The sequence below is a fragment of the Nocardioides sp. CER19 genome (assembly GCF_029846275.1).
Taxonomy (GTDB): domain Bacteria; phylum Actinomycetota; class Actinomycetes; order Propionibacteriales; family Nocardioidaceae; genus Nocardioides.
This window is the reverse complement of the sequence record NZ_JARVWS010000002.1, coordinates 710,452-726,659: the sequence shown is the minus strand read 5'-3', so window position 1 is coordinate 726,659 and position 16,208 is coordinate 710,452. Positions and strand designations below refer to the sequence as shown.

Annotated in this window: 14 protein-coding genes; 2 read left to right on the top strand and 12 right to left on the bottom strand. The window is 72.0% G+C overall.

Annotation, left to right across the window (positions count from 1 at the left end; genetic code table 11):
• Nucleotides 1-11: 11 nt before the first annotated feature.
• Entirely contained in the window at nt 12-596 is a 585-nt protein-coding gene (locus QDS12_RS11915) for an OsmC family protein (RefSeq protein ID WP_279879222.1), read from the bottom strand.
• A 141-nt stretch (nt 597-737) separates the two neighbouring features.
• On the opposite strand from QDS12_RS11915, the gene QDS12_RS11910 reads away from it, so the two are divergent.
• The gene (locus QDS12_RS11910) at nt 738-1,163 is read left to right on the top strand and encodes a MaoC family dehydratase (protein WP_279879221.1); all 426 of its coding nucleotides are present in this window, start codon (nt 738-740) and stop codon (nt 1,161-1,163) included.
• 53 nt (nt 1,164-1,216) lie between these two features.
• Here QDS12_RS11910 and QDS12_RS11905 read toward each other — a convergent pair whose 3' ends face one another.
• The 5 genes from QDS12_RS11905 to QDS12_RS11885 all read right to left on the bottom strand — a co-directional run bounded on the left by QDS12_RS11905 (nt 1,217) and on the right by QDS12_RS11885 (nt 6,869).
• The gene (locus QDS12_RS11905; protein WP_279879220.1) at nt 1,217-1,627 is read right to left on the bottom strand and encodes a MazG nucleotide pyrophosphohydrolase domain-containing protein; all 411 of its coding nucleotides are present in this window, start codon (nt 1,625-1,627) and stop codon (nt 1,217-1,219) included.
• Entirely contained in the window at nt 1,620-2,222 is a 603-nt protein-coding gene (locus QDS12_RS11900) for a hypothetical protein (protein WP_279879218.1), read from the bottom strand. Before QDS12_RS11900 ends, QDS12_RS11905 begins: the two co-directional genes overlap by 8 nt.
• Nucleotides 2,223-2,236: 14 nt before the next feature.
• Nucleotides 2,237-2,815 carry a DUF4916 domain-containing protein gene (locus QDS12_RS11895; RefSeq protein ID WP_279879217.1) on the bottom strand — a complete coding sequence of 193 codons (579 nt, stop codon included), beginning with the start codon at nt 2,813-2,815 and terminating at the stop codon, nt 2,237-2,239.
• Nucleotides 2,816-2,862: 47 nt separating this feature from the next.
• Nucleotides 2,863-6,426 carry a transcription-repair coupling factor gene (gene mfd, locus QDS12_RS11890; RefSeq protein WP_279879216.1) on the bottom strand — a complete coding sequence of 1,188 codons (3,564 nt, stop codon included), beginning with the start codon at nt 6,424-6,426 and terminating at the stop codon, nt 2,863-2,865.
• Between the two features lie 68 nt (nt 6,427-6,494).
• Nucleotides 6,495-6,869: a hypothetical protein gene (locus tag QDS12_RS11885; RefSeq protein ID WP_279879214.1), complete on the bottom strand. Its 375-nt coding sequence runs from the start codon at nt 6,867-6,869 to the stop codon at nt 6,495-6,497.
• A gap of 7 nt (nt 6,870-6,876) precedes the next feature.
• Here QDS12_RS11885 and QDS12_RS11880 point away from each other — a divergent pair, with 7 nt between their 5' ends.
• On the top strand, nt 6,877-7,461 hold the full coding sequence (locus tag QDS12_RS11880; protein WP_279880430.1) for a M15 family metallopeptidase: 585 nt from the start codon (nt 6,877-6,879) through the stop codon (nt 7,459-7,461).
• Between the two features lie 85 nt (nt 7,462-7,546).
• Here the strand turns inward: QDS12_RS11880 and QDS12_RS11875 are convergent, their stop codons facing one another.
• The 6 genes from QDS12_RS11875 to pstS form a co-directional block, all read right to left on the bottom strand.
• Nucleotides 7,547-8,296, bottom strand: a complete 750-nt coding sequence (locus QDS12_RS11875) for a lytic transglycosylase domain-containing protein (RefSeq protein WP_279879213.1) — start codon at nt 8,294-8,296, stop codon at nt 7,547-7,549.
• Between the two features lie 7 nt (nt 8,297-8,303).
• Nucleotides 8,304-9,101: a phosphate ABC transporter ATP-binding protein gene (locus tag QDS12_RS11870; protein ID WP_279880428.1), complete on the bottom strand. Its 798-nt coding sequence runs from the start codon at nt 9,099-9,101 to the stop codon at nt 8,304-8,306.
• A 142-nt stretch (nt 9,102-9,243) separates the two neighbouring features.
• Nucleotides 9,244-10,959 (bottom strand): substrate-binding domain-containing protein, encoded by a 1,716-nt coding sequence (locus QDS12_RS11865; RefSeq protein ID WP_279879212.1) that lies wholly within the window; start codon nt 10,957-10,959, stop codon nt 9,244-9,246.
• A 50-nt stretch (nt 10,960-11,009) separates the two neighbouring features.
• Nucleotides 11,010-11,978 carry a class E sortase gene (locus tag QDS12_RS11860; RefSeq protein WP_279879210.1) on the bottom strand — a complete coding sequence of 323 codons (969 nt, stop codon included), beginning with the start codon at nt 11,976-11,978 and terminating at the stop codon, nt 11,010-11,012.
• Entirely contained in the window at nt 11,975-14,596 is a 2,622-nt protein-coding gene (locus QDS12_RS11855; RefSeq protein ID WP_279879208.1) for a hypothetical protein, read from the bottom strand. Before QDS12_RS11855 ends, QDS12_RS11860 begins: the two co-directional genes overlap by 4 nt.
• Entirely contained in the window at nt 14,593-16,200 is a 1,608-nt protein-coding gene (gene pstS, locus QDS12_RS11850) for a phosphate ABC transporter substrate-binding protein PstS (RefSeq protein WP_279879207.1), read from the bottom strand. The genes QDS12_RS11855 and pstS overlap by 4 nt, the downstream gene beginning before the upstream one ends.
• Nucleotides 16,201-16,208 lie beyond the last annotated feature (8 nt).

Here is a 16,208-nt window from a genome sequence, read left to right as displayed (position 1 = left end):
GGTGGCCGGCCTCAGGCCGCGGTACGACGGGCGACGACGTCGACCTGGACGGGGGTCGGGTTGGTCAGCGCGTCGAAGACGGCCGACCGGCGCCGGGACTGCTCGACGATGCCGCGCAGCGTCTCCTCGTCGGCGTCGCCCTCGATCTCGAACGACACCGCGATGCCCGAGTAGCCGTTGCGGACGTCGTCGGACAGCCCGAGGATGCCGCGCAGGTCGATGTCACCGGTCACCGTGGAGCACACCTTGGTCAGGGACACACCGCGGGCGGACGCCACGTTGACGAGGCCCGAGGTGATGCAGGCGGCGATCGCGTGGAGGAGGTACTCCACCGGCGTCGGTCCGTGGTCGGTGCCGACGAGCACCTCCGGGTGGTCGCTCTCGACCACCGTCTCCTGGCGGTGCTGCAGCTCCTGCATCGCGCCGTGGAAGTCGGAGTAGACGCTGCGGCTGTGGGTGCCGGCCTCCCAGGTGTTGCGGGCGCGGAACTGGAACGCGGCGATGGCGGGGTTCTCCTTCACCACGTCCAGGGTGGCGAAGAGGGTGGGGACGTCCACACCGTTGCGGGGCGGACGAGGGGTGGTCGTGACGGTCATGCGCGTGAACCTTTCGGTGCGGCGGTGCCGCCCGGTGCGGCCCGCTCGTCCACGACCGTGGCAGCGACACCTTCCGCACACCTTCCGCGCCCGCTGGGAAGTGGAAGGTCAGCGGAAGGTCGGCGACGGAAGGTCAGGGCCATGACGAGCCTCACCACCCCGCCGGTCGGCACGGTCGCCCGACGCACCCGGCGGGTCAGTCGGCACGACATCGAGCTGTTCACCGAGATCAGCGGCGACCGGAACCCGATCCACTACGACGCCGACCTGGCCGCCCGGTCACGGTTCGAGGGGATCGTCGTCCAGGGCGGTGTGACCTCGGCGCTCCTCAACGCGGTGGTCGCCGAGCAGCTGCCGGGACCCGGGAGCGTGTTCCTGGCGGTCTCGTGGCGGTTCCGTGCGCCGGTCCGGCCGGGCGACGAGATCACGGCGACCGTCGAGGTGACGGCGGCACGTACGGACAAGCCGGTCACGACGCTGGCGACGGCGATCACCAACCAGGACGGCGTCGTCGTCCTGGACGGGACCGCCGTCGTGTGGCGCGACCCGGTCGTCGCCGCCGGTTGAGCGCGGGTCGGCGCATCCCCGCATCCGGTCCCGTCGGGGATGCGCCGGCTCCGTCACCGCCTCTCGGCGGCCTTCGCGGCCTGCCAGAGCTCCTCGATCTCCTCGATCGTGTAGCGGCGACCGGACTCCCACACCTGCTGCGCGTCTGGACCGAAGACGTGCGGGTTGCGCCGCTTCATCTTCTCGGTGAGACCGGCGATCACGTCGTCCATCGTGAACTCGCCGGCCTCCTCGGCGATCGCGGCGTGGAAGTAGATCTGCAGCAGCAGGTCCCCGAGCTCCTCGGCGAGGTGCTCGGGGTCGCCCTCGTCGATCGCCTCGAGCACCTCGTCGGACTCCTCGCGGAGGAACCGCGCCAGGCTGGTGTGGGACTGCGACGCCTTCCAGGCGCAGCGCTCGCGCATGAGCCGCATCAGGTCGAGGAACTCGACGAGTCCCTCCCCCGTGGCGCGGCCCTCAGCCACAGCTGCGGCTGCCCTCCGCAGGCGCGGCGGACGGGTCGGCGGCCGCCTTGACGGCCGTCTTCGCCTGCGAGCTGGTGGCGAGCGACAGGCTGGAGTCGACGTGGGTGAACTGGCCGCCGTGCAGCGTCAGGCCGTAGACGGGGTTGATGGCGACGTGCTGCTCGTCGAGCCACTGCGTGAACGCCTGCTCGCCGGTCTGGCTGATCACCGAGCTCACGTAGGCCTGCGCGCCGCCGACCTCGACGACCGCGTCCTGGGTGGCCTGGTCGAAGTCGCCGAGCTGCTGCCGCAGCTGGTTGACCTGGGTCTTGTAGGACGCGTCCGGCTGGACCCCCCGGATCTCGGCGTACCGCTCCGCGACCAGGCGGGCGGCCAGCGCGCTGACCACCTCGTTCTGGACCGTCTGGGCACTCGCCGAGCTGCCGGTCTTGGCCACCGCGTCGCAGTACTCGGTCGCGACGTCGTGGACGTGGGTGGTGGTCACGCGCATCCCGTCGATCTGCAGCGCGGTGCCGGGCCGGGGGCCGGGGTCACCACCGCAGGCGCTGAGGGCGAGAGCGAGGACGGGAACGGTCAGGAGTGTGACGCGGCGCACGCCGGACACCCTACTCAGAGAGCCCCGGCGTGGTGCAGCAACTGCCGCAGCAGCGAGCCGCGCCCGCCCTCCATGTCGGAGGCGATCGCGTCGGACGCCGCCTCCTCGGGCGTCAGCCAGGTGATCTCGAGCGCATCCTGCCGGGGCTGGCACTCCCCCGACACCGGCACGACGAAGGCCAGCGCGACCGCGTGCTGGCGCGGGTCCTGCAGCCGGTCGGGCCACGGGAAGTACTCGGCCACGGCCGCCGGCACCGTGCTCACCGGCAGGACCGGGAAGGCGGTCGGGCCGAGGTCCTTCTCCAGGTGGCGCATCAGGGCGTCGCGGATCCGCTCGCCGTGCTGGACGCGGCCCGACACCAGCGAGCGGGTGATCAGGGCGGTCGTCGACGAGCCCCGCAGGAGCAGGCCGACACTCGACACCCGACCGGACGGCTCGACGCGGACGGGCAGCGCCTCGACGTACAGCATCGGCACGCGTCCGCGGGTCTCGGCAAGCTCGCCGTCGGTCATCCAGCCCGGCTCGGTGTCCTCCCCCAGCTCCCAGCGCGACGACTCCTCGCCGAACTCCTCACCGAACGCCTCCATCGTCATGGCGCGACCCTATCCGGCCGGGGCTCGAGGCTCGCTCCGCTCGCACCTCAACCAGCGGCCGGCTCGGTCACCGGGTCGATGACGGCGTCGATCACCCCGCGCGCCCACTGCAGCAGCGCGACGCCGTCGAGCGGCTTCGCCGGGAAGCCGGAGGAGATCGGTCGCGGCACCAGGATCGTGTCGACCTGGGTCTTGACCAGCGACTTGGGGTAGAGCCGCTGGAGGCGGACCTGCCGGCTCTCGGGGAGTACGACGGGCGCGAACCGCACGTTCTTGCCCGCGATCGTCACCTCGCCGACTCCCGCCTTCCGCGCCCGGGCCCGGAACCGGGCGACGAGCAGCAGCGACGCGACCTCCTGAGGCGGCTCGCCGTAGCGGTCGTCGAGCTCCTCGCCGATGGCGTCGACGTCCTCGTCGGTGCGGACCTCGGCGAGCCGCTTGTACATCTCCAGACGCAGCCGTTCCGAGGGGATGTAGTCGTGCGGCAGGTGCGCGTCGACGGGCAGCTCGATGCGAACCTCGTTGAGCTCCGGCTCGGTCTCGCCCTTGAAGTCGTTGACCGCCTCGCCGACCAGCCGGACGTAGAGGTCGAAGCCCACGTCGGCGATGTGGCCGGACTGCTCGCCGCCGAGCAGGTTGCCGGCGCCGCGGATCTCGAGGTCCTTCATGGCGATCGCCATGCCACCGCCCAGGTCGGAGTGCTGGGCGAGCGTCGCGAGCCGCTCGTGCGCCGTCTCGGTCAGTGGCTTCTCCGCCGGATAGAGGAAGTAGGCGTAGGCGCGCTCGCGCGAGCGCCCGACCCGGCCACGGAGCTGGTGCAGCTGCGAGAGGCCGAGCGTGTCTGCGCGCTCGATGATCATCGTGTTGGCGTTCGACACGTCGAGGCCCGACTCGACCAGGGTCGTGCAGACCAGGACGTCGAAGCGCTTCTCCCAGAAGTCGAGCATCACCTGCTCGAGCTGCTTCTCGTTCATCTGCCCGTGCGCGGTGGCGACCCGGGCCTCGGGGACGAGCTCGCGGATCCGCGCCGCGGCCTTCTCGATGGACTGGACCCGGTTGTGGATGTAGAACACCTGCCCCTCGCGGAGCAGCTCACGGCGGATCGCGGCGACCACCTGCCGGTCCTCGTAGCCACCGACGTAGGTGAGCACGGGGTGGCGCTCCTCCGGCGGCGTGGTGATCGTCGACATCTCGCGGATTCCGGTGATCGCCATCTCGAGCGTGCGCGGGATCGGCGTCGCGCTCATGCTGAGGACGTCGACGGCCGTCCGCATCCGCTTGAGCTGCTCCTTGTGCTCGACGCCGAAGCGTTGCTCCTCGTCGACGATGATGAGACCGAGGTCCTTGAACCTGATGTCCGGGTTGAGCAGCCGGTGCGTGCCCACGACGATGTCGACGGAGCCGTCGGCCATCCCGGCCATGATCTCCTTCGACTCCTTGTCGGTCTGGAACCGGCTCAGGCCCCTGAGGACGACCGGGAAGCCGCTCATCCGCTCCGAGAACGTGCTCAGGTGCTGGGTGACCAGCAGCGTGGTCGGCACGAGCACGGCGACCTGCTTGCCCTCCTGCACCGCCTTGAACGCGGCGCGGACGGCGATCTCGGTCTTGCCGTAGCCCACGTCGCCGCAGACGAGGCGGTCCATCGGGACCGACAGGCGCATGTCGGCCTTCACCTCGTCGACGGTCGAGAGCTGGTCGGCCGTCTCCTGGAACGGGAAGGCGTCCTCGAGCTCGCGCTGCCACGGGGTGTCCGGACCGAACGCGTAGCCCTTCGTGGCCTGGCGCGCCGCGTAGAGCTTGATGAGCTCGGCGGCGATCTCGCGCACCGCCTTGCGGGCCCGGCTCTTGCGCTTCTGCCAGTCGGCGCCGCCCAGCCGGTCGAGCGAGGGCTGCTCGCCGCCGACGTAGCGGGTGACCTGGTCGAGCGCGTCGGCCGGCACGTAGAGGCGGTCCGGCGGGCCGCCGCGCTTGGAGGCGCCGTACTCGAGGACGAGGTACTCGCGGACCGCGCCGCCGACCTCGCGCTGCTTCATCTCGACGAAGCGGCCGACGCCGTGCTGCTCGTGGACGACGTAGTCGCCGGTCTTGAGCTCGAGCGGGTCGATCTGCCGCTTCCGGCGCGCCGGCATCTTCTGCATGTCGCGTGTGGAGGTCTTCTGGCCGGAGACGTCCTCACCGGTCACGATGACGAGCTTGGTGACGTCGTCCACGAGGCCGGTGCTGATGGAGCCGCAGGTGACGGTCACGACGGCCGGGTCAGGGCCGTCGACGAGAGGCGCGTCGAGGCGCGCCGGCACGTCGCGCTCCCCCAGCGCCTCGACCGTGCGCTGGGCGGGGCCGTGGCCAGGGTGGACGACGACGGTGCGGTAGCCGCCGAGCCGCCAGGTGTCGAGGTCAGCGATGGCCTTCTCGACGTCGCCACGGTAGGGGTCGACCGGGTGGTGGGGCAGGGTGCGGACCGGCACGCCGGCGGTGTCGGCCGTGTCGGCCGCGATCGCGGCGGCGTCGTCGGCCAGCCCGAACGGGCTCATCGACCACCAGGTGTGTCGTCGGGCGAGGGCGTGCGAGCGCACGTCGCCGAGGTCCCAGTACGACGCCTTGCCCAGGTCGATCGGCGCGCTGCCGCCGCTCGCCGCGGCCGCCCAGCTCGCCCCCAGGAACTCCTCGCTCGTCGCGACGAGGTCGTGCGCCCGCCGGCGCACGCGTTCCGGGTCGAGCACGAGGACCTGGGTGGCGGCCGGCATCAGGTCGACGAGGAGCTCCATGTCGTCGACGAGCACCGGCGCGAGCGACTCCATGCCCTCGGCGGCGATGCCGGCGGCGATCTTGTCGGTGAGCTCGATGAGCTGCGGGTGCACCTCGCCGAGCACCTTCGCCCGCGCCCGCACCTCGTCGGTCAGCAGGAGCTCGCGGCACGGCGGCGCCCACAGCCGGTCCGCCTTGTCCATCGCGCGCTGGTCGGCGACGGAGAAGCTGCGGATCTCCTCGACGTCGTCGCCCCAGAACTCCACGCGCAGCGGGTGCTCCTCGGTCGGCGGGAAGACATCGACGATGCCGCCGCGGACGGCGAACTCGCCACGCTTCTCGACCAGGTCGACCCGGCTGTAGGCCGCGTCGGCGAGCCGGCGTACGACGTCGTCGAGCGGCGCCGTCTGCCCCGGCACCAGCTCGACCGGCTCCAGGTCGCCGAGACCCTTCACCTGCGGCTGGAGGACCGAGCGGACGGGCGCCACGACGACCCGGATCGCCGGGTGCTCAGGCGTGGGGTGCGTCAGCCGGCGCAGCACCGCCAGCCGGCGTCCGACGGTGTCGGAGCGCGGGCTCAGCCGCTCGTGCGGGAGGGTCTCCCAGCTCGGGTAGTAGGCGACCTCGTCCGGCTCGAGCAGGCCGGCCAGGGCAGCGACGAGGTCCTCCGCCTCGCGGCCCGTGGCCGTCACGGCGAGCACCGGGCGGTCGGCTCGAGCCAGCCCGGTGACCAGGAACGGGCGCAGCGCCTCCGGACCGGTCACGTCGAGCGTCGCGACCCCGCCCCCGCGGGCGTCCTCGATGACGTCGGCGAGGGTCGGCTCAGCGAGGACGGCATCGGCCAGAGCAGCGAGCGGGAGGGGCATGCGGACTCCTGGGCAGCACGACGACAGCCCCCGGTCGACCGGCGACAGGGGGTGGGAACGGGCCCAGTCTACGGTTGGCACGTGAGGTCGAAGAGGGCGGCGCTGGCGGCTGCGGTGCTGGTCGCCGGGCCGGTCTTCGGACTGGTCGTGGGGTGCTCGAGCGAGCCGACGGCAGCCCCGGGATCGCCGACCGCGTCGCCCGCGTCGCCCACGTCGCCCACCACGTCGCCGACCAGCACGCCCACCACGTCCCCTGCCTCGCCGACCACGGCTCCGGCGACGACGCCGCCGCCGGCCGTGACGGACTCGGCCGCGCCGGCGCCCGGCACGGTCCCGCCGACGTGGCTCGGCACCCGAGTCCTCCCGACGACCGCCGCTGGGTACGGCGAGATCCGACCCACGCCGAAGGAGCTGCGCAACCGCCGGTTCACCCTGCCCGACACCGTGCCGATGCTCCCTGGCGACGGCTTCGCGAGCCGGATCACCTCCCCCGCGCCGGCGGACGTCATCGCCCGCTCGACCTGGGTGCCGGGCTGCCCGGTCGACGCGTCCGACCTCGCGTGGGTGCGACTCACGTTCCGGGGCTTCGACGGCGCCCGGCACACCGGCGAGCTGCTCGTGAACGCGTCGGCCGCCGGCGACCTGGTCACGGCGTTCCGCGACCTCTACCGGGCCCGCTTCCCCATCGAGGAGATGCGCATCACGACCCGGGCCGAGCTGGACGCCCCGCCGACCGGCGACGGCAACAACACCGGCGTCTTCAACTGCCGACCGAAGGCCGGCCAGACGAGCGGGTTCTCCCAGCACGCCTACGGGCTCGCGGTCGACATCAACCCCTTCCAGAACCCCTACGTCAAGGGCTCGCTGGTGCTCCCCGAGCTGGCGTCGGCCTACCTCGACCGCAGCGACGTACGCCCCGGCATGATCCTCGCCGACGGCCCCGTCGTGCGTGCCTTCGCCCGCAACGGCTGGGGCTGGGGCGGCAGCTGGCACACGCTGAAGGACCTCCAGCACTTCAGCCAGGACGGCACCTGACCGCTCACTCGCTGGTCGAGGAGCGAGCGCCAGCGAGCGCATCGAGACCCGGCGGTCTCGATACGCCCTCGCCCAGGCGCTCGGGCTACTCGACCACCGACGCGGTGCGCTGGGCGTAGACCTGGGCGGCGGCGTAGACCTGGTCGACGTACGCCTGGCTGTGGTTGTAGGAGAACACGGCCTTGGCCCAGCCGGCGCCGCTGCTGAGCGGGCCGGAGGCGCACAGGTAGCGGCCGGCGGCGTAGGCCGCGTCGTCGAGGTCCTGCACGTTCGTCACGCCGTCGCCATCGCCGTCGGAGGCCCAGCCGGACCACGTCGACGGGATGAACTGCATCGGTCCCGCCGCCTGGGCCCATTCCCCCTGGTCGGTCGGGATCGCGGCCACGCCGGCCGAGCCGTCGAGGGTCGGCCCGAGGATGGGCGCGGACGGTACGCCGTCCTCGCCGAGCGTCCGGCCCCCGAACGTGCCGTGCTGCGACTCGACCCAGCCGATCCCGGCGAGCGTGGTCCAGCCGAGGTGGCAGCCGGCGTCGTCGCCGGCGAGGCGGAGCTGGGCGGTCGCGTAGCCGCGCAGCGCGGGCGCCGGGATGCCTGCCTTCGCGGCGGTCGCCGACAGCCAGTCGGAGGAGACGGTCGCCCCGAGCGAGCGGCCCTGCGCGGCGGCCGGCGACATCGCGGGGGCGGGCTCGGCGGGCGCCGTCGGCGCTACGGCGGGTCCGGCGGGTGCGGCGACCGGCAGGTCGCGCGACCCGGAACCGCTCGCGAGGACGACGTACCCGAGGAGGGCGAGCGCGGTGGCCGCCACCACCGGAGGAAGGAGGGTGCGCAGGCTCACCCGACCGTCACCCGAACCGCCCGTTGACGTAGTCGTGCGTGCGCTGGTCCTGCGGGTTGGTGAACATCGCCTCGGTGTCGCCGTGCTCGACGATGACGCCGGGCGTGCCCTGGGCGGCGAGGAAGAACGCGCACTCGTCCGAGACGCGCGCTGCCTGCTGCATGTTGTGGGTGACGATGACGATGGTGACCTCCTGGGCCAGCTCCTTCATCGTCTCCTCGATGACGCGGGTCGACGTCGGGTCGAGGGCGGAGCAGGGCTCGTCCATGAGCAGCACGCGCGGCTTGATCGCCATGCTCCGCGCGATGCACAGGCGCTGCTGCTGACCGCCGGACAGGCCACCGCCGGGAGCCTCCAGCCGGTCCTTGACCTCGTTCCAGAGGCCGCCCAGGCGCAGGCAGTGCTCGATGAGCTCGTCCTTCTCCGACCTCGATGCCTTCTTGCCGGTGAGCCTCAACCCGGCGAGCACGTTCTCCCGGATGGACATGGCGGGGAACGGGTTGGGCTTCTGGAACACCATGCCGATCTCGCGGCGGGCGTCGGTGAGCTTCTTGTCAGGGGCGTAGATGTCCTCACCGTCGAGGAGCACCTCGCCGGCGAGCTTCGCCGACGGCACCAGCTCGTGCATCCGGTTGAGGGTGCGGAGGAACGTCGACTTGCCGCAGCCGGACGGGCCGATCAGGGCGGTGATGCTGCCGGCGCGCATCGTCAGCGACACGCGGTCCAGGACCAGGCGGTCGCCGAACCAGCACGAGACGGAGCGCGCCTCGAGCTCGGCGAGCGGGGTCGTCGGTGCCGCAGGCATGGGCCCACCGAGGGTCGTCAGCGGCAGGTCCGGGATGACGGCGGTCGCGGGGTCGGTCACGAGAGTCTCCACATCGAGTTGCTGGCACGAGTACGCCGGGGGGCCGCCCGATCGGCCGCCCGGCTGTTCTCGCAGGGGTCTGCTACTTCTGCTTGATGGCGAACTTGAGGGTCGTGACGCCGTAGGTGGCGTTGCCGGCCCAGACCGCCTTGAGGGCGTGACGGCCCTTCTTCAGCTTGGGCAGGGTGACCTTCTTCGAGACGCCCTTCGTGACCTTGACGGTCTTGATGAGCCTGGCGCCGTCGTAGATCTTCACGGTGCCGGTGAACTTCGCCGGCGTGACGATCTTGATCTGGCCGGTGGCCTTCTTGCCCTTCTTGACCGCCGACGGGAAGGTCTCCTTCAGCTTGCCGGCAGGCTTCTTGACGACCGGCGGCGGGGTCGCCGCGGAGACGGTGATCTTGGCGTCGGCGCCGGAGGTGGAGAACTTCGTGGCGTCGGTCGGGATGAACGACACCGCGACAGGCTGGTTCGCACCGGCCCGGAGCGTGGCCGGCAGGGTGACGGTGGCCTTGCCGGTGCCGTCGAGGGCGACCGGGGCGGACACGTAGGAGCCGACGTTGACGACGACCTTGCCGGCCGGCGTACCGGCGGCCGAGACGACGGACACGGCGACCGGGTGGGTCCGGTTGGCCGGACCGCTGGTGACGGTCGCGGCCGTCGTGGTGTCAGCACCCTTGCCCTTGGCCTTGAGGCTCGCGGCGGTGGCGTTGGTCTTCACGCCGCAGGCGCCACCGTTGGCGCTGGAGTCGAGCTGCCAGAAGCCCTGCTGGGCGATGATCGACGTGGCCGCCGAGCTGCAGATGAAGCCGGTGGGGCCGAAGAGGGCCTGCATCTGGGCGCTCGAGTCGAGCCACTCGGCCGGGACCGTCTTGTCGGTCTGCTTGCTGCGCAGCACGTTGTACATGGCGCGGTTGAACGACCAGCCGTTGAGGATGCTGACCTTCTTGCTGGTCTTGTTGGCGAAGCCGGCACGCCCGAAGGAGAACGGCGCGATCGCGTTCGGGTCGTTGTAGATGAACGACGGGTCGTGCTCCTGCACGTTGTCGCTGCCGACCTTGTTGATGGCGACGCCGTTGCCGCCGTTGGCGAGGGCGGTGCCACCGTTGAGGTTGGTGAGGCGCTTGACGAAGTCGTCGTGCGTGCCGCCGGTGAACGGGATGAGGGGCTTGATGGTGCCGGGCTTGCCGCCGACCTGCGCCCAGTCGGTGATCGTGCCGGCGTAGATGCCGAGGACCTGAGCCGCGGTCAGCTGCGCGGGAGCGTTGCCGCCCGGCGCCGTCACCATGACGATGGTGTCGAGCGCGTAGGGGTAGGCGACCAGGCCCTGCTGCGCGACGTCGGCCGAGCTCGGGTCGAGCGCCCCGGAGGAGCGGGCGAAGGTGTACTGGTCCGACTGGGCGCTGGTGGCGCCGTAGAGCGCCTTGCGACCGTTGCCGGAGCCAGCCACCGTGTGGCGGAACTCGGCGGCGGCACCGGCGCGCGGCGTGAAGGACTTCGGCGCCGCGGCGTTGCCCGCGTCGCACGGGAACGTCGTGGCCGAGTTCGCCGGCGTGGTGACGCAGGCGTCCCACGAGTAGAGCTTCGGGCCCGACGCCGTGGCGTTGTAGGCGTCGGAGAGGGCCTGCATGACGTACTGCGTGGTGTCCGAGCCGACGCCGACGTAGTCGGAGGTCGCCGAACCGGCAGCGTTGGGCGTGCCCGCGGGGTCGGCGAGAGCCGGACCCACCACGGAGAGGGTCAGCGCCGAGGCGGCGGCGACCGCCCCGACCGTTGCCCTGATCTTGCGTACAGACATCAATCTGCTCCCTGATCTCTTCCTTGGATGGGACGTTCTCGATGTGGCTCTCACATCAAGTTCGGTAACAGCCGCGCGACCTCGTCGGTCGCCGACCACGCCAGCGCGATCGCGAGCGGGGTGGCGAGCACCCACACCAGCGGCGCCGGGAACCGGCGGCGGGCGGTGCTCACGGCGAGCACCAGCGCCAGCACGCCGGCCAGCAGGAGGACGAGCACCGGCAGTGCGCTCGTGTCACGTGCCATGACCCGCTCCGAGGCCGGCACCGCAGCCGCGACCGGACCCGCGGGCAGCGCCTTCTCGGTGACGGCGTCGACGTAGAGCACCTGCCCGGGACGCAGGGCGGACAGGGCGCCGGAGCCTTCCGCCGAGACGAGCGTCAGCAGGCCGCCGCTTCCGGTCGGCGCGGTCGGGACCGGGTCACCGGCCCGGCGGACCGACCTGACCTGGTAGGTCACCTCGCCCTCGGCGTTGCGCACGGTGATCGCGTCGCCGGGCGCCAGCCGGTCGAGGTCGCGGAACGGGGCGCCGTACGACGACGCGCGACCCATGACGACCGACACGCCCGCCTGCCCGGGCAGCGGCGTGCTGCGCAGGTGGCCCGGCCCGGCCCGCAGGTCGCCCGAGGCCGTGCCGTCGACGACGACCTGCTCCAGGTCGAGCTGCGGGATCGACAGCAGCGCGACCGGCGACCCCGGCTCGAGCGGCTTGCCCTGGTAGTCGAGCGCGCCCGTGGGCGCGGTGCCCGCAGCGAGCTCCTTGCGGAACTCGCCGTAGAGCAGGTCCTGGCTGCGCTGCGCGCTGAGCCCGCCGAGCACGAGCAGCTGCAGCAGCATCCACGCGCAGATGACCGCGATGACCGTGAACGCCGAGGAGGCGACGGCGATCGTCTCCTCGACCTCGCCGGGCCGGATCGGCTTGGCCGCGGGCATCGGATCGCGCAGCGGATCGCGCAGCGGACGGCGCAGGCGGGAGCCGGCCCGGCGGCCGGGCCGCCGCAGCGCTGCGATCGCGCTCATCGGACACCTCGCACGCGCAGCAGCAGGCGGGACACCGAGGCCACGAGGCCGGCGGCCAGGCCGCCGAGCAGCAGCAGCGGCAGCAGGCCGCTGCCGAGGGAGGAGCTGACCGGTGCCGTCTTCGCCGCCGCGGTCGCGACCGAGCCGCTGCCGGGCTGCCTCGAGGCGGGGGCGGCGCCCGGCGGGGCGGCCGAGGTCGGCGCGTTCCCCGGCGCGGCGGTGGAGGGTCCCGTGGTCGTGCCCCCGGTGGAGGTGGGTGTCGTCGACGGGCTCGTCGGCGTCGCCGCCGCGGGCGGCTTCTGCGCGAGCACCGCCCTGCGCACGGCCAGCGCAGCGTCGTACAGCTTCTTCGTCGGACCGCTGTCGACGATCGGCAGGTAGCCGGCGGGGAGCTGGCCGTTGCCGCGACCGGGCTTCTGCCCCTCGGTCAGCGACACGGAGATGAACTGCCCGACGTGGCGGGCGGTCGTCTTGTCGAGGCCGTAGGTCTTGGCCGCGGTGTAGACCGCCATCGTGCCCGGGTAGGCGGTCCTGCTCCTGCGCACCTTCGCCTGGTCGAGGTCGTAGGGCCTGAGCGACAGGTCCTCCCGCTTCGACGTGCGCGACGTGCCGACCCGGTCCATCAGCCCGACGGCCGACCGCATCCCGGCGTTGTCACCGGCGACGTAGGCGCCCTTCGCGGCCTGCAGCGACGCGACCCGGATGCCGTAGCGCTGGGCGTCGCTCAGCGAGACGATCCCGAGCATGAACCGCTGCCCGATGCCCTGCTGGGCGATCCGGCCGATCTTGTAGATGTTGGCCGACGGGTCGTAGTCGCACAGCGTGTTGACGTTCGGCCAGCCGAGGAGCAGCGCGATCGAGATCAGCCGCAGGTTGCTGACGGGGGCCGCGATCTTCGGCAGGTAGGGCCCGGGGTTGGCGTCGAGGCAGCCGTTGCCCGTCTTCTGCGGGAACCACGTGTCGAGCAGCGGCCAGGTGTCCACCGGCAGCTGGATCTTCTTGTACGCCGGGTTGACGGTCATCCCCCACGGGTCCGCCTTGCCGTTGAGGAAGGCCCGCGCGTCGGGGTCGGTCTGCAGGTAGGACGTGAGCTGGACGACCAGCTGGGCGCTGGTGTTGAGCGCCAGCAGCGTGGACGCGGCCTCGCTGAAGTGGTCGGTGTCGAGACCGGGGTTGAGCGCCTCGAACTCGGGGTCGAGGTTGATCGAGAGCGGGTTGTCGCCCAGCCCCGGTCGCTTCGCGCCGGTCGGTGATCCTGGGTAGGACTCGGTGAGCAGCTTGGCGATGAGGCGCGCGTTGAGCCGCAGGCTCTGCTGCTCCCCCGCGTTGCCGGGCTTGTCGACGACGAATCCGATCCCCCAGCCGGTCACCGCCGTCGGTGCGTAGCCGATGCCGCGGTCGCCGTCCTGCCGCCCGCTGATCTGCGCCGCGGCCGCGCCGCCGGTCTTCATGAGCGTGAAAGCCGCCTCGTCGGGCATGGAGTTGGCCTGCCAGTTGAACCGGCTGCGGTTGAGGCAGTACGCCGGCGCCCACTGCAGCGCCGCCTGGCTCATCAGCTCGCTGCCGTAGAACGGCACCGGGTCGCCCTGGCCGAGCAGGCTGCAGGTGTTCGGCGGCTGCGCGAAGTCCAGCGGGACGCTGAACCGGTTGTCCCAGTTGGACGGGGACCACCACAGGGCCGGGCTCACGGCCTCGGCCGGGCCGACGCTGCCGTCGTTGGTGCTGCCCGGCAGGTAGTTGCCGGTCTCGTTGCAGAAGCCACCGGGCGCGTCGCAGCTGATGCCCATGATCGGGATCACGACGAGCGTGCAGGCGACGGTGTGCGAGCAGCCGAGTGCCTCGTTCTCGGTGGAGGTACGGACCTCGAAGTCCGCCGACCCGGTGCCGTCGAGGGCGGTGAACGCGGCGGTCTCGTTGGGCGGGTCGGCGGTGCCGGCGGCCGCCTGGGGCGGCATGTTGTTGGCGTTGCAGCCCGCGTAGAACTTGCCGTCCGCGCCCTCGAACGGGGTGATGTGGTAGGTCTCGCTGTCGGCGACCGGGCAGTCGGCGGGCACCTTGTCGGGGTCGATGCCGGACACGTGGGCGCGGTCGGCGTCGCTGGCGGCCGCGTCGTGGACCCACGACGCGACCGAGGCGCTCTGGGAGAGCGTGCGCTGGGCCGCGGTGCTCGTCCAGCAGGTCGACGGCCGGATCTGCCGGGCCGCCGGCAGCGACGGGTCGTCGACGCCGCGGCACTCGAGCAGCAGCACCGGATACTCCTGGCTGAGGCCCTTCTCGCCGAACGGGTTCGCCGCGCGGCCGCCGCTCGGGTGCGCGCCCGACCAGGTGACGTGGATCCGCTCGCGCGACTGCAGGTCGGTGTGCTTGTCGACGCGGACGGTCACGGTGCGCGAGTCGCTGGCCTGGTCGCCGACCACGGTCGGCGGAGCCGACGGGTCGGCCGGGTCCTCGACCGTCCGGCTGTTGACGTAGTAGTCCCGGGTCAGCTTCTTCGTCTGGGACCAGCCGCCACCGGTGGCGGCCACCGCCGCCGGCGTGGCAGTGCCGGCCGAGAAGAACGTCAGGGAGCCGGCGACCAGGCCGAGCGCGACGAGCGCCCGGACCGCTCCGCGCCTCACGCCGCACCTCGACGACGGCGGAGCCACGCGACGTACACGCCGGGCAGCAGCACGATGGCGAGCAGCTCGAGCACCGCTGTCACGCCGAAGACGCGTCGGTCGCCGGCACGGTCGGCCGTCAGCTCGTACGGGCTCGCGACCGCGTCGGTCGCCGTGCCGCCGTCGGTGGCGACCGGGGCGGCGCCCGGACCCGCCGCGACGGCGCCCGGGTCGACGGCCGTGCCGGCGGGCACCGCGCCCGCGGTCGGCGCAGCCCCGGCCGTCGGCGCGACGGGGGTGCCCCCGGAGGTCGCGGCGGTCGTCGTCCTGGTCGCGGTCGGGGTCGCGGTGGTGCCGCAGGGGCCGGCGCCGACCTTGTCGCACGCCTCCGGCATCGGTGCGATCTGCGCGAGGTGGTTGGCCTTGAGGTTGCCGGCCACGAACGTCGGGTTGTTGCACTTGGTCACGTCGCGGCTGGTCAGGTCGACCTTCGGGTCGGCGGCCTTCAGCTTGGCGACCTGCGTGAAGCCGGCCTGCACCAGGTTGAGCGGCAGCGGCGAGTAGCCGTACGGGCCGGCCTTGGACTGACCCGAGCACAGGGAGTAGGTGAGGAAGTCGGCCAGCGTCTGCCGCTTGCCGGTCGTCATCCGCCGGTCGGCGGCGTCGATCGGGAGGAGCATGTAGGAGTACGACGACAGCGGGTAGGTGCGCGGGTCGTCGTACTTGTAGACGCCGTCGAGGATCTGGGTCAGGTAGTCCTGCGAGCTGGTGTTCTGGTTGATCCTCGCCTGGGTCAGGGCGACGGCCACGTTGTACTGGGTCGGCTCGACGAAGTAGCCGGCCTTGTTCTCGACCTTGACCACCGGGTAGTGGGCGTTGATCGGGTAGGAGTACTCGACGTAGCCGATCGTGCCGTTGCCGGCGGGGCCCTTGATCGTGTTCATGACCTGGTCGGAGCCCGACGCGGCGATCTGCGTGCCCTTGCGGGGGAACTGCGAGGTGAGGCCGGCCTGGCCGTTGTAGGGCCGCCAGATCGACGGGTACATCGTGTCGAGGTAGCGCGTGAACTGGGCCGTCGTACCGGAGCCGTCGGAGCGCACCACCGGGTGGATCGGCAGTGACGGCAGCGCGTGGCCGTTGTTGTCCTTGGTGATCTGCGGGTCGTTCCAGTTGGTGATCTTGTTGGTGAAGATCTTGGCGATCGTCTCGCCCGAGAGCCGCAGCGACTTGACCAGCTTGCCGCCGACCTCGACGTGGTAGGTGAAGGCGGTGCCGCCGGCCACGATCGGTAGGTAGGCGTAGGGCCGCTTGCTCGTGTCCGCCTGGTTCGTCACCGGGTCGACACCCTGGTAGGGGATCTCGGAGATGCCGAAGTCGGTGACGTAGTTGGCGAAGTCCTTGCGGCCCTGCGACGAGCCGTTGTTGTTGTAGGAGACCTGCATGCCGCTCGAGCTCACGTCGGCGATCCACTGCTGGAGGATCACGTAGGACCAGGTCGAGCCGGAGCCCTCGAGCTTGTCGTACTGGGCGAAGGCGGGCGCCGGCCGGAGGGCGACCAGCGCCATCAGGACCACGGCGGACAGCAACGCCCCGCGGCGGCGGGCGCGTGGGGTCGGGGGGTTCACGGAGGTAC

What these genes read in the sequence shown, in the direction of transcription:
- QDS12_RS11915 (WP_279879222.1), bottom strand. Translation starts at nt 596, where the DNA reads ATGACCGTCACGACCACCCCTCGTCCGCCCCGCAACGGTGTGGACGTC.
- QDS12_RS11910 (WP_279879221.1), top strand. Translation starts at nt 738, where the DNA reads ATGACGAGCCTCACCACCCCGCCGGTCGGCACGGTCGCCCGACGCACC.
- QDS12_RS11895 (WP_279879217.1), bottom strand. Translation starts at nt 2,815, where the DNA reads ATGACGATGGAGGCGTTCGGTGAGGAGTTCGGCGAGGAGTCGTCGCGC.
- mfd (WP_279879216.1), bottom strand. Translation starts at nt 6,426, where the DNA reads ATGCCCCTCCCGCTCGCTGCTCTGGCCGATGCCGTCCTCGCTGAGCCG.
- QDS12_RS11880 (WP_279880430.1), top strand. Translation starts at nt 6,877, where the DNA reads ATGCTCCCTGGCGACGGCTTCGCGAGCCGGATCACCTCCCCCGCGCCG.
- QDS12_RS11870 (WP_279880428.1), bottom strand. Translation starts at nt 9,101, where the DNA reads ATGCCTGCGGCACCGACGACCCCGCTCGCCGAGCTCGAGGCGCGCTCC.
- QDS12_RS11865 (WP_279879212.1), bottom strand. Translation starts at nt 10,959, where the DNA reads ATGTCTGTACGCAAGATCAGGGCAACGGTCGGGGCGGTCGCCGCCGCC.
- QDS12_RS11860 (WP_279879210.1), bottom strand. Translation starts at nt 11,978, where the DNA reads ATGAGCGCGATCGCAGCGCTGCGGCGGCCCGGCCGCCGGGCCGGCTCC.